This is a genomic window from Allorhizobium sp. DMC15 (assembly GCF_056314065.1).
The window spans coordinates 157,935-170,498 of sequence record NZ_JBQUZB010000002.1; the positions used below are offsets into that span (position 1 = coordinate 157,935).

Genomic DNA, 12,564 nt, shown 5'->3' on the forward strand with positions numbered 1-12,564 from the left:
GCTCCCCGCCGGAGATTCTGCAGCGTCTCGTTCATTCCCGCCCCGTCTTGCGCGCACCCGTAAGAAACCACACCCGCATCGGCCCTTTTCCCTTCACATCGATCTCCCCGCGAAGTTCAAATTGGAAGCGGTCGTCGAGTCGTGACTTGAGACAGTCGGCAACCTGGATACGCCCGGCCACACCGTGCGATTCCATGTGAGCGGCCGTGTTCACGGTATCGCCCCAGACATCGTAGAGCAGCTTGTTTGGACCGATCACGCCGGCCACCACCGGACCGGTGTCGAGACCGATCCGCACATCGACGCGCTCGCCCACCTCCTCGGAAATCCGGCGGCAACACTCCAGCATGTCGAGCGCCATCAGAGCGACCGCCGCCTCATGGTCGACCATCGGCTCCGGCAGGCCACCCGCTACCATATATGCGTCCCCGATCGTCTTGATCTTCTCAAGGCCGTAGGCACCCGCGAGCGAATCGAACCGTGTGAAAACCCGACTGAGGAAAGCGACGACCTGATGGGGATCCCAACGGGCAGCGCGCGGCGTGAAGTCGACGAGATCGGCAAACAAGATGGTCGCCGATGCCACTTGGTCAGCCACGACCAAGGTCTCGTGATCCCGCAGCCTGAGCGCCACGCTCGGCGGCAATATGTTCTGCAGAAGGCGCTCGGAAAAGGCATGTTCCGCCTCGAGCGCGATCTCTGCCTGTGATGCCTCCTTGAAGGCGAAGAAGGACGTCGTGAAGATGAGCAGGAAGGCGAGCGGCACCGTAAGGTGATACAGCAATTGCAGAAAAGTTTGGTCAACCTCGATGAAGCTTACCGGCGCGATGAAGAACAGCTCAGTCACCATGAAGGCTGCGAGCGCCGTCAGTGTCACGCATGCAGAGAGCAGGAGCCGTTCGGACCCGAAAACCAACATCGAGGCGGCGGCACCCGGAAGAAAGTAGAAATGCAGACCTGAGTCCCGACCGAAGAACCAGCAATAGCCGAGCCCGAAGGCAAGCCACAGGAGACAGAGATAGCCTGCCCCGACGGTCGAACCAAAGCGGTGAAAAAGAGGCGTCAGTGCGTAGAGCACGATCTGCGGCGAAAAGGCCAGAATAGCCGGCATCAGCCCGACCGGATCGTATGCCGCGTAGAGGAGGATATAAGGAATGGTCATCAGGCTGACCATGGCGGAGATGATGTTGGTGACGGCAAGGCGCCGCCGGATCCTCGGCGGATAACCCGCCGTGCCGATCCGCGCCACCCACCACACGGCATTGGGAAGACGCCAGGTGGATCGGCGTCTGAGCCCTTCCTGAGCAATCACGTACTTTACATCGTCCGGCGACACGCTTCCCCCTGCTCGACGCCCAGCGGCCTCATCACTCGTTCCGCCACCATCAAGAGCACAGCCCCCTAATGGTGGCCGGTCGCTGCTCCTTTAACGCGGCCGGACATCACACCGAAACCGTCGATGATCGCCTCCTGATTCTCCATCCGCGCCACCTCCGACTGCACCTCGTGCAGCGCGCTGATCAACTGGTCGATACGCTCGGCATCGTCGGCTTCCGTCGCCTCTGCCACCTCGCGCTCCAGCTCCTTGCGTTGACGCTTCAGCGCTCGCGCCCGTTTGTACAACGACAATGCCTGGCGATACCCCTCGCGGGCATCCTCGGCTGCGGCGATTTCCGTCGCAGTCCACAACCGCGCATTTCGGATCTGTTGATCGAGCGCTCGTAACAGCGCGCCGTGACCGTGGATTTCCAGCTTTCCGACCAACACGTCCCGATTGAGACCGTGGTCGACTTCCGCCACCGCCGTCAGCAGCGACGACCAGAGCTTTTGCAGGGCGACATTCTCGAACTCGATCGCGGCGATTTCATCATATTCGTCTTCCAACAGATTGGGATGGTTGACGATTGTAAGAGCCAGAACACTCTCGCGCAGCGTTGGCTGCTCCTGATGGCCGCGCACCAGACCCGAACGCGCCAGCCGGTCTGAAATCGCTCCCCGACCGGCAGCCACCGGGCCGGGCGCGCGCCCGCCAAAACGCCCCTGGCCGCCCTGACCCCGACCATTGCTCTGATAGCCACGCTCCGCCCGCTGCGGTTGGCTACCCTGGAAAAACGCATAGAGCCGATCACGAATGTCCTGCTGATAGTGACGGCGCACATTTTCGTCGGCGATGCCCGCGACCACCTGTTTCAGCTTCGCTTCGAGCTCTGCACGCTTCTCTGGCGTATCGAAGACCCCGCTTCCCACTTCGCGCGTCCAGACCATGGCCGCAAGCGGCTGCGCTTCCGCCATCACCCGGTCGAAAGGCGCACGCCCGTCATGCTTGACGAGATCATCAGGGTCCTTGCCGTCTGGCAGCATGGCAAACCGAACCGACTGCCCCGGCTTCAGATGCGGAAGCGCGATATCAACAGCGCGAAAGGCGGCGCGCTGCCCTGCCCCGTCACCATCGAAGCACAAGACCGGGACCGGCGTCGTCTTCCACATCAGCTGCAACTGGTTCTCGGTCAGCGCCGTTCCAAGCGGAGCGACGGCATTTTCGATCCCCGCCTGGTGAAGCGCGATCACATCCATGTAGCCTTCGACGGCGATCAGCGTATCGGCGCCATCTGCCCCCTGCAACGCGCGGCGCGCCCGGGAAAAATTGTAGAGCACATTGCCCTTGTGGAAAAGCTCGGTCTCGTTGGAATTCAGATACTTCGCCATCGCATCCGGGGACATGGCACGCCCACCAAAGGCGATCACCTTGTCGCGCGACGACAGGATCGGAAACATGATCCGGTCGCGAAAACGGTCGTAGGAAACAGGGATGTCCGGTCCATGCACCACGAGCCCACAGGCCTCGATCTGATCTTTGGGGACGCCTTTGGCCGCGAGATGCTCCTTGAGGGCATTACGGCTCTCCGGCGCGTAACCCAGGCGGAAGGTCTCGATCGTGCGACCAGTCAGCCCGCGTTCGCGCAGATAGGCGCGCGCGCGCGCACCGCTCGCCGTCTGCAACTGGTCCTGAAAGAACTGCGTCGCCATCTCCATGACGTCCTGCAGCGTGGTCCGTTCCCGTTCGCGTCGCTCAGCCTGGGGATCGGGTTGGGGCATGGCGATGCCCGCCATATCCGCCACCTGCTGCACCGCCTCGACGAAGCTCAACCCCTCGAGATCCGTCAAAAAGCGGAAATGGTCCCCGGAAACGCCGCAACCGAAGCAGTGATATCGCCCCTTGCGATCCTCGCAATGGAAGCTCGGGCTCTTCTCACCATGGAATGGGCAGCAGGCCCAGTAATCCTGTCGGGAGACGTTGGTCTTCTTTCGATCCCAGGTCACACGGCGGCCGACCACGGCCGAAATCGGCACGCGGTCACGGATCTCGTCGAGGAAGTCGTTGGAAAAACGCATCGGTCACCTGAATTCTGATGTTCATATAGGCAGGGACGGACGACGACGCCAAGGCTTTCGCGCGAGATGCCCGCTATTCACAGCCGTTGATTTCGCGGGATGGATCGTATATACAATCGTAATTCGATTAGAAGTAACTGATCACTGAAAAGACCAAACGCAGTCGTGATGGAGTGCCGATGAATTCTGCGACAGACACGAACCACTGGATTGGTCTCCATGAACAGCGAAAACGAACTGGATGGATTTGACTGGGACGAGGCCAAACGTCGTTCCAAAGTTCAAAAACACGGGATAGACTTCATCGACGCAGCGAGGTCCCTCAAGACCGGCCCCCGACTCGACATGGAGTCAAATAGGGGTACAGAGTTTCGCACACTTGCGATCTGCCCCATGAGCCTTAAGCTAATTGCCGTGGTTTTCACTATGCGCGGTGAGATCTGCCGCATCATTTCCGCAAGGGCGGCAAGAGACGATGAGCAAAGAAAATATCGTCAGATATACGATTAAAGAGATCGAGGAGATGATCGCCCGCGGTGAAAGCCAAACCGACTGGGCGCGCGTCGATGCGATGACCGACGAAGACATCGAGCGCGCCATGCGCGACGATCCCGACTGGCAGGACTTCATGGACATCGACTGGTCCAAGGCCAAGATGGTCATCCCCGACAGGAAGAAGGCGATCTCGATCCGGCTCGACCCGGATATCGTCGATTTCTTCCAGGCGACCGGCAAGGGATACCAGACCCGGATCAACGCGGTCCTGCGCCATTTCGTCGATGAACAGAAGCGGTTGAAGGGCTGAAACGCAAGACGCCGCCCAAAGGCGGCGCCGTAAGATCTTGCCACGGATGATCGCGGCCTATTTCAACAGGTCCTTGACGACGCCCGAGGCCTTGGCAAAGTCCATCTGGCCGGCATACCGCTCCTTGAGGGCGCCGATGCACTTGCCCATGTCGCGCAGGCCCTGCGCGCCGGTTTCGGCAATCACGGCCTGGCACAGTTCCCGCACCTTCTCCTCCGGGATCTGCTCCGGCATGAAGGACTTGATGATCTCGATTTCCTCAAGTTCCTGCGCAGCAAGCTCCGGACGATTGTTGTCCGCGTAAATCTTGGCAGACTCGTCGCGCTGCTTGATCATCTTCATCAGGATCTGCATGATTTCCTCGTCGGTCACCGGATCCTTGCCGGCGCCGCGATGGGCGATATCGCGGTCCTTGATCGCCGTCTGGATCAGACGCACGGTCGAGGTCCGGCGCACATCCTTGGCCTTCAAAGACTCTTTCAGCGTATTGGCGAGTACATCGCGTAGCATTGTTTTCTCCGCGGAAAAGCCAGAGCGGACGGGCGGAAATTGTGGCTTTTCCTTGTTCGTTGTTGCCTTCTCATATCCAGACAGTTTCCGCAGTGCAAACGAATTGCACAAACCATTGAAATGGTTTGGGAGAAATCCGCGCGCCTCGAAACTGACGAATTGACCTTGTCGATCGATCCGTCTATTGCTCGGCACCTGCACGCAAATTGTCATCAGGGCTGAAATCGCGCGTCCTCGCGCGCCCTTGATCTGCAACATAAATGGTCCTGCGACGCCGCCCCGACAAGGGGCAGGCACGCGGGCGAACAAGGAACGACCATGACCGCGACAGCTCCCTGGACAACCCGCAAGCCGACCGCCCTCCTCGTTCTCGCCGACGGTACGGTCATCGAAGGCCACGGCATCGGCGCGACCGGCAAGGTCCAGGCGGAAGTCTGCTTCAACACGGCACTCACGGGTTACGAGGAAATCCTGACAGATCCTTCTTATCTCGGCCAGATCGTCACCTTCACCTTCCCGCATATCGGCAATGTCGGCACCAACGACGAAGATATTGAAGATCTGACGCCGGCGGCCCGCCACGGCGCGGTCGGCACCATCTTCAAGGCCGATATCACCGAGCCCTCGAACTACCGCGCCGCGTCCCACCTCGACGCCTGGCTGAAGAGCCGTGGCGTGATCGGCCTCTCCGGCGTCGACACGCGTGCGCTCACCGCCTGGATCCGGGAAAACGGCGCGCCGAATGCCGTCATCGCGCATGACCCCAACGGCAATTTTGACATCGAGGCCCTGAAGGCCGAAGCCAAGGCCTGGAGCGGCCTGGAAGGCCTCGACCTCGCCAAGGTCGCCTCCTCCGGCCAGTCCTCCGTCTGGAATGAAAAGGACTGGAGCTGGACCGAGGGCCACACCACGCTCGGCGCCGATGACGCCAAGTATCACATCGTCTGCGTCGACTTCGGCGTGAAGCGCAACATCCTGCGCCTCTTCGCCGGTCTCGACTGCAAGGTGACCGTCGTTCCCGCCACCACATCTGCCGAGGATATCCTGGCGCTCAACCCGGATGGCGTCTTCCTGTCAAACGGCCCCGGCGACCCGGCCGCGACCGGCGAATATGCCGTTCCCGCCATTCAGAACCTGATCAAGTCGGAGAAGCCGCTCTTCGGCATCTGCCTCGGCCACCAGATGCTGGGCCTCGCGCTCGGCGGCAAGACCGAGAAGATGCATCAGGGCCATCACGGCGCAAACCATCCCGTCAAGGACTTCACCACCGGCAAGGTCGAGATCGTCTCGATGAACCACGGCTTCGCGGTCGACTCGAAGTCGCTGCCGGAAAATGTTGAAGAGACTCACGTTTCGCTGTTCGACGGCACCAATTGCGGTCTCCGCCTCAAGGGCAAGCCGGTGTTCTCCGTCCAGCATCACCCGGAAGCCTCGCCCGGCCCGCAGGACAGCCACTACCTCTTCCGCCGCTTCATCAACATGGTGCGCGAAACGAAGGGCGAACCGGCACTCGCCGAACGCTGAGAAGTCGGAATGCCGGCGACTTCGTGTAAGCCGGCCCCCGCAGGATAACTGCGACTGCATACTCCGGCATGAAGAATGCGGGACCCGGCGGCTCCAGAGACAATCAACATCAAGCCAACCAAGGGCGCGCCGTCTGACGCGCCCTTGTTTCATTTCAGGATCAGGCCGCCGAGCGCCTGCCAGCCTCAAGACGAACACCCGCGTTGCGCGGTTGCTGGGTCAACGTGAAATCCCCGAGCAGTTCCGACAAGTGTCGCGATTTCGAGCGCATGACGGCGGAGGCCGCGGTGGTCTCCTCAACCATGGCTGCGTTCTGCTGGGTCGTGCGGTCCATCTCGGTCACGGAGTCCGTGATGTCCTGAATGCCGCCCGCCTGATCGCGCGCCGAATTGGCGATGGTCGCGATGACGTCGTCGATTTCGGCCACCTTGAGGACGATACCCGCAAGGGTTTGGCTGGTGGTCTCGACCAGGGAAACGCCATGCTTGACCTGATTTGAGCTGGTCGCGATGAGATTGCGGATGTCCTTGGCCGCTTCGGCCGAGCGCTGCGCAAGCGCGCGGACCTCGGAGGCAACAACCGCAAAGCCCTTGCCGGATTCCCCGGCCCTCGCCGCCTCCACGCCGGCATTGAGCGCCAGAAGGTTCGTCTGGAACGCGATTTCATCGATGACCGAAACGATCCGGGCAATTTCCTGCGAGCTCGAAGCGATTTGGCTCATCGCCGATTCGGCCTCCGCCATGATCTCCCCGGTGCGGCCCACTTCCTCTCTGGCCTGAGTGGCCACACGGCTCGCGGTCGCCGCGCCGTCGGAGGTTCTTCGGACAGCGGTCGTCAATTGGTGCAGCGCCGATGCCGTCTCTTCGAGCGCATGCGCCTGCTGTTCCGTTCTGCGAGACAGGTCTTCGCTGGCGCTCGACACCTCTTCCACCACATTGGAAAGATCGCCAACCGTTTGCACGATCGTCGTCATGACACCGTCAAGCGCACCGGTCGCCCGGTTGAAATCCTGTCGCGCAGCCTCGTTCTTTTCCGGAAGCACGTCGGTCAGGCGCACCGCAAGATTGCCGCTGGCCAGTTCGTTGAGGGCTCGACCCAGAACCTGCATCGTTCGGCTGTCGGCTTCGGCATCTGCTACCCTCTGCCGCTCGAAAGCATCACGCTCCGAGGCTGCCTGTCCATTGATGTCCTGCAGCAGGACTTGGACTGCGACCGCAATGTCGGTGAAGATCGATTCCATGATGCTGCGGAGATAGGTTTCGCGCTTGCGCGGCGACCACTTCGTCTCGTCGAGAACGGCGAGCGTCCACTCCGCCGCATAGATGGAGGCAGCTTTTACGATGAAGTTGGTAAAGCCCGTCTTCTCCGCAATTGACCGGATCACGGGAGCCTGTGCGGAGAAATAGCTCTCGTTGAAGCCGCCTTCGCAGAGATGCTTGAACTTGATTTTCTCACGCGCCACCACCTCGTCGGACAATACAGAGATCGATGGGTCAAATGACTTATAGCATCGAAGGCTGACACCTTCGATGTGTTTCTCTAATTTATTAAATAATTCCCTTCCGATGGACTGCCTCTCCCCCGCCCACGGCTTTATCTCATCTTCAATATTCTGCATGTTTGCCCACCTTGACTATGATGGGGCAAAGTCCCGAAACGGCGTTAATTTTTTATATCGATTAAACTCCATATTTTGGTAGAAGGATTTCCTCTGTCATGCGTACCCTTGGGTCACGGGCGAGCTTCACCTCGGACCTTCAGGTAGAAGCGCAGGCACAGCATGATCGCGGCACTGGAAAGTCCCATCACGAAGCCGATCCAGATGCCGGTCCCACCGACGCCCAGCGGAAAGGCGAGCAACCAGGCGAGGAGGAAGCCGATCGGCCAGTAGGCAACCAATGCCATGATCATCGGCACCCGCGCGTCCTTCAGCCCCCGCAGCAGACCACTGGCGATCGCCTGCAGGCCATCGACCAATTGAAAGATGCCTGCGATGGCGACCAGCGGGCCGGCATAGGCGAGCACCGCGGCCGCATCCGGCGTGTGTTCGTTGAGAAAGGCGCCGGCGAGTACCTGCGGGATTGCCATGAACAAGACCCCGCCCGTCAGCGACAGCACCGCCGCGATGCTGGTCACGGTAATGGCCGCCCGCACCAATTCACCATGATTTCCGCGTCCATGTGCGACACCGACCCGCACTGTCGCAGCCTGGGAGAGGCCAAGCGGGATCATGAATGCGATCGATGCCAGCTGCAGCGCAATCCCATGCGCGGCAAGTTCGATTGTGCCGATACGTCCCATCAGCAATGACGCACCGGTAAACAGGCTGACTTCAGCAAGAACCGTGACGCTGATCGGCAGGCCCAGATGGAGGACTTCCCGGAACGCCTGCCAGTCGGGCCGCCAGAAACGGATGAAGAGTTCGTAGCGCTTCGTCTCTTCGCGGGTCTGCAGGTAGACCACCATCGCGAGGAAGCTCACCCACTGTACGATGACGGCGACGATTGCAGCCCCTGTCATTCCAAGCGCCGGAAAGCCGAAATGGCCGAGCACGAGGCAGTAGGCCAGTATTGCATTCAAGACGAGGATGCCGAGTGTGACCCAAAGCACGATCCGCGCACGGCCCGTGGCACTGACAAGTGCCCGCAGAACCGCAAAGAGCAGGGCCGGCAGAAGGCCGAACTGGATGATGCGCACATAACCGGCCGTAAGGCTGGCCACCTCGGGCTTCTGTCCCAAGGCCAACAGGATCGTTTCCGCATGATAGAAAAGTGGCGCCGTCAGCAGTGTGTAGAGGATCGCCACCCACATACCCATCCGGATCGAGCGGCGCACCGAGATCACGTCACTGCGACCATATGCCTGCGCAACCATGGGAATGACGGCCATCGAGAAGCCGGAGCCGAAGATGAAGATCGTGAAGAAGAACTGGCCGGCCAGCACCATCGCCGCGAGCGGAACCGCGCCGAGCTGCCCGACGATCACCACGTCGGTCGTGTGAATGCCAAGCTGCGCCAGTTGTGCCCCGATCAGCGGGATGCCAAGCGAAAGGGTCGCGCGGATATGCGACATCCAGCTCCCGGCATCATCTCGGGCCGGGCTTTGGGTTTCGAGCGGAACGGCATCGACCTGCATGACTTCGATCTCAACAAAAAAGCCGCTTCCAGGGACTGGCGAGCGGCATGTCGCAGATGGATAAGTGGCCGCAAGCGAACCGGCAAGATGAAATCGACAGACTGCAGAAATATTGGTCGAAGCATCACCAGAATTGATGAAAAAACAGGCGCAAAGGAGTCTTTTCCGGACCGTACCGTCCTTTCCCACGTCGCTGTTCCTGGTTTACGTTTGTCCGCAAGACGGCAGCGAACAGGACGGATGAATGCTGGAATTGGTCTGGAAGGGCATCGTGATTGGTGCCGGCGCAACGCTTGCCATGGACATCTGGGCCGTCGCGCTGATGCTGGCCTTCCGTCAACCCCGCGCGAACTGGGCCCCGGTCGGCCGGTGGTTCTATCATTTGAAGAACGGGAAAGTCTTTCACGACAACATCGCCGACGCCGCAGCCTACCGGCATGAACTGGCACTCGGCTGGCTCAGCCACTATGCCGTCGGCATTCTCTACGGCGTCATTCTTGTTCTCATCGTTGGGCCGACGTGGCTGGCAGAACCGACCTTCCTGCCCGCCTGGATCTGGGGGATCGTGACCGTCGCAGCCGGCTGGTTCCTGCTGCAGCCTGGCCTCGGCATCGGCTGGGCGGCGTCAAGAACGCCCAACCCCAACAAGGTTCGTGCGCTCAATCTTTGCGCCCATACGGTTTTCGGCCTTGGGCTCTGGGCAACGGCCCTGGCGATCCGCTGATTTCGGGTCACGCACAGATGTCAGCCGCAGGTCTGCGACCTGCGGCACCGGTCCTCAGATATCGCCTGTAAACGTATCGCAGGCGTTGACATTGCCGCTGTCATAGCCACGCTTGAACCACTTCATACGCTGGGCAGACGTGCCGTGGTTGAAGGCATCCGGCACGACATAACCCTGGCTGCGCTTCTGCAGGGTGTCGTCACCGATCTGCTGGGCGGCGTTCAGCGCCTCTTCCAGGTCGCCGTCGGAGAGAATGCCCTCCTTGTCCGCAGACTTCGCCCAGATGCCGGCATAACAATCTGCCTGCAACTCGACGCGTACCGACATTCTGTTGGCCTCGCGCTCGCCCATTGCCTGTCGCTGGCGGTTGAACTCGGGCAACACACCGGTGAGGTTCTGGACGTGATGACCGACCTCGTGTGCGATCACATAGGCCTGGGCGAAGTCGCCTGCTGCATCAAACTGTTGCTCCAGCTGGGCAAAGAACTCAGTGTCCAGATAGACCTTGCGGTCACCCGGGCAATAGAACGGGCCGGTCGCGGACGACGCCTGCCCGCACGCGGACCGCGTCGAACCGCTGAACAGCACCAGCGTCGGCTCCGGATACGTTTCTCCGGACTGCTTGAAGATGCTCGACCAGGTCGTTTCCGTCTCCGCAAGCACGGTCCGGACAAAGGCGGTCATCTCGTCATCGGATGGTGTCGAAGGCCTGGAGCCGACCTGTTGCTCGTAGCCCGAGCCGCCAGACATGTTTCCCTCACCCAGCACCTGCAGCATGTCGATGCCCATGGCCTTCAACACGAAGTAGATGACAACCAGAAAGATGATGGTCCCGAAGCTCAGGCCACCGCCACGACGACCGCCCATGGGGATCTGAATACCGGACCGGCCAAACGGGTTTCGACCAAAACCGCCACCAGATGATTGCCCGCGCCGATCCTCGATATTGTCCGACTGCCGACGGCCCTTCCATTCCATGGTGCTTCCTCTCTCCGCTACTGCCCCTCACAATGAGAAGATAGCCGAACTGTTCCCTAACACCATAGACCGAAAGCTGTCTTGGAGATCAGGGGGCAAGCGGTCGAGCATCCCGCCTCAACCGCCATTGGAAGAAAACAACGATCAGGAGCAGCATACCGATCGCCAGAAGATGGGCATGCCCCTGCCCTTCACCGAACAACAGCCGGTGCATGAGGCGTCCCGGCAGGAGGGTGAAGGCGCCGGCAGTCAGGAGCGCCAACAAATAGAGATTGCCGACATGCCGGCGATGCTCCGCAATCCGCCCGGTCCGCGCTGCAGCAACGGCCTGCCAGCTGCCGACCAGCGTCATCACCGAGAGGATATGGATCGGGCTGAAGCCATAAAACAGGCGGAGCGAATGAATGAAGAAGCTCGACACCGACGTGAGGACCATGATGCCGATCCAGATCCGCCCGAGGATCCTGTGTGTCTTCGTGCCCTTGGTGGCGAGGAGCAGATAGGCGCCGAGAAGAAGAGCTGAGAGGGCCGTGATCACATGGACCTGGATGGCAGGGGAGGCTTGCTGGAGCAGAGAAATCGACATCGGGCTTGCCTTGGACAGGATCAGAGGTTCAATGGACGGTGTCGTGCTGATCGCACCGGGCGGCCTGCGCGGCAAATGTTTTGCCGTCGATGTCGAGAGAAATTCGTGAACAGCACCGTCTTGCAGTCTGCGCTTCGTGAATGGACAACGCTGATCCGGTCACCCCGCCTGTGGGCGACCTTCGCGATTGTGGTTGCCATCTTTGTCGCCACCGGCCCCTCGGGCACCATGCAGGGCATGGGCCTTGCCGAACGGGCGGCCTTCTGGACCTTGCTTCATGCGGCGGCCTGGGCGGTGGCGATCGCCATCATCACGCTTGGGGAAATCTGGCTCGGAGCGCACATATCGAGCACGCTCGCGCTCCTCACGATCAACGCCGCCATCGCCACCCCCTTCGTGGCAGCCGCAGTCGAGCTTGTCCGATGGTCATGGCTCGGCCTGACACCGACCACCCTCTCCTATGGCAGCCAGCTTGCCGTCTGTCTGCCACTCTCCATCCTCTTTAGCCTGCTGACCCATATGACGATGTCGGCAAGACCGCCCGCTCCTGAACCGCCCCAGCTGACGTAGGTGTCAGCTCCAATCCCGCAGGTGCCCCCGCCGCTGCTTGGCCGCCTGAAGCCGGACATCCGCGGACCGATCCTGCATCTTACCGTCGAGGACCACTATACCGTCGTCACCACGGCGCGTGGGCGTCAGTTGATATTGCTGCGCTTCTCCGACGCGTTGGGCGAACTCGGCACCACCGATGGCTTGCAGACCCACCGCTCCCATTGGGTGGCAGCTGACCATGTTGCGGGGCTGGAAAAAGCCGGCGGTCGCGCCGTCATCCGGTTGAAATCGGGCACGGCCGTGCCGGTCAGCCGCAGCTATTCCGACACGGTACGGAGTCGTTTCGGCGCGTTGTAG

At 60.9% G+C, this 12,564-nt stretch carries 13 protein-coding genes; 6 read left to right on the top strand and 7 right to left on the bottom strand.

Features of this window, described 5'->3' with window-relative positions:
- Window positions 1-31 precede the first annotated feature (31 nt).
- Together ACT53S_RS09295 and dnaG are read right to left on the bottom strand one after the other, a co-directional pair.
- Window positions 32-1,336, bottom strand: coding sequence for an adenylate/guanylate cyclase domain-containing protein (locus ACT53S_RS09295; protein ID WP_476066760.1), 1,305 nt, complete (start codon window positions 1,334-1,336; stop codon window positions 32-34).
- 65 nt (window positions 1,337-1,401) lie between these two features.
- Complete coding sequence (gene dnaG, locus ACT53S_RS09300) at window positions 1,402-3,393, bottom strand: DNA primase (RefSeq protein WP_113375425.1); 1,992 nt, start codon at window positions 3,391-3,393, stop codon at window positions 1,402-1,404.
- 219 nt (window positions 3,394-3,612) lie between these two features.
- On the opposite strand from dnaG, the gene ACT53S_RS09305 reads away from it, so the two are divergent.
- A complete protein-coding gene (locus tag ACT53S_RS09305; protein ID WP_476066761.1) occupies window positions 3,613-3,903 on the top strand; it encodes a BrnT family toxin in 291 nt (96 codons plus the stop codon).
- Window positions 3,869-4,198: a BrnA antitoxin family protein gene (locus ACT53S_RS09310; RefSeq protein WP_142067965.1), complete on the top strand. Its 330-nt coding sequence runs from the start codon at window positions 3,869-3,871 to the stop codon at window positions 4,196-4,198. Before ACT53S_RS09305 ends, ACT53S_RS09310 begins: the two co-directional genes overlap by 35 nt.
- 57 nt (window positions 4,199-4,255) lie before the next feature.
- On the opposite strand, the gene ACT53S_RS09315 is transcribed toward ACT53S_RS09310, so the two are convergent.
- On the bottom strand, window positions 4,256-4,708 hold the full coding sequence (locus ACT53S_RS09315; protein ID WP_142070803.1) for a GatB/YqeY domain-containing protein: 453 nt from the start codon (window positions 4,706-4,708) through the stop codon (window positions 4,256-4,258).
- Window positions 4,709-5,026: 318 nt separating this feature from the next.
- Between ACT53S_RS09315 and carA the strand changes: the two genes are divergently transcribed.
- The gene (gene carA / locus ACT53S_RS09320; protein WP_113375422.1) at window positions 5,027-6,232 is read left to right on the top strand and encodes a glutamine-hydrolyzing carbamoyl-phosphate synthase small subunit; all 1,206 of its coding nucleotides are present in this window, start codon (window positions 5,027-5,029) and stop codon (window positions 6,230-6,232) included.
- Window positions 6,233-6,392: 160 nt separating this feature from the next.
- Here carA and ACT53S_RS09325 read toward each other — a convergent pair whose 3' ends face one another.
- Together ACT53S_RS09325 and ACT53S_RS09330 are read right to left on the bottom strand one after the other, a co-directional pair.
- Complete coding sequence (locus tag ACT53S_RS09325) at window positions 6,393-7,694, bottom strand: methyl-accepting chemotaxis protein (protein ID WP_476066762.1); 1,302 nt, start codon at window positions 7,692-7,694, stop codon at window positions 6,393-6,395.
- Between the two features lie 269 nt (window positions 7,695-7,963).
- Window positions 7,964-9,367, bottom strand: coding sequence for an MATE family efflux transporter (locus ACT53S_RS09330; RefSeq protein WP_476066763.1), 1,404 nt, complete (start codon window positions 9,365-9,367; stop codon window positions 7,964-7,966).
- Between the two features lie 244 nt (window positions 9,368-9,611).
- Here ACT53S_RS09330 and ACT53S_RS09335 point away from each other — a divergent pair, with 244 nt between their 5' ends.
- Window positions 9,612-10,091: a DUF2938 domain-containing protein gene (locus ACT53S_RS09335; protein ID WP_476066764.1), complete on the top strand. Its 480-nt coding sequence runs from the start codon at window positions 9,612-9,614 to the stop codon at window positions 10,089-10,091.
- Window positions 10,092-10,145: 54 nt separating this feature from the next.
- On the opposite strand, the gene ypfJ is transcribed toward ACT53S_RS09335, so the two are convergent.
- Both ypfJ and ACT53S_RS09345 read right to left on the bottom strand, forming a co-directional pair.
- Window positions 10,146-11,069, bottom strand: coding sequence for a KPN_02809 family neutral zinc metallopeptidase (gene ypfJ / locus ACT53S_RS09340; protein WP_476066765.1), 924 nt, complete (start codon window positions 11,067-11,069; stop codon window positions 10,146-10,148).
- A gap of 88 nt (window positions 11,070-11,157) precedes the next feature.
- Entirely contained in the window at window positions 11,158-11,655 is a 498-nt protein-coding gene (locus ACT53S_RS09345; protein ID WP_476066766.1) for a DUF2306 domain-containing protein, read from the bottom strand.
- 105 nt (window positions 11,656-11,760) lie between these two features.
- Here ACT53S_RS09345 and ACT53S_RS09350 point away from each other — a divergent pair, with 105 nt between their 5' ends.
- Window positions 11,761-12,225, top strand: coding sequence for a hypothetical protein (locus ACT53S_RS09350; protein WP_476066767.1), 465 nt, complete (start codon window positions 11,761-11,763; stop codon window positions 12,223-12,225).
- Complete coding sequence (locus ACT53S_RS09355; RefSeq protein WP_476066768.1) at window positions 12,226-12,564, top strand: LytTR family DNA-binding domain-containing protein; 339 nt, start codon at window positions 12,226-12,228, stop codon at window positions 12,562-12,564.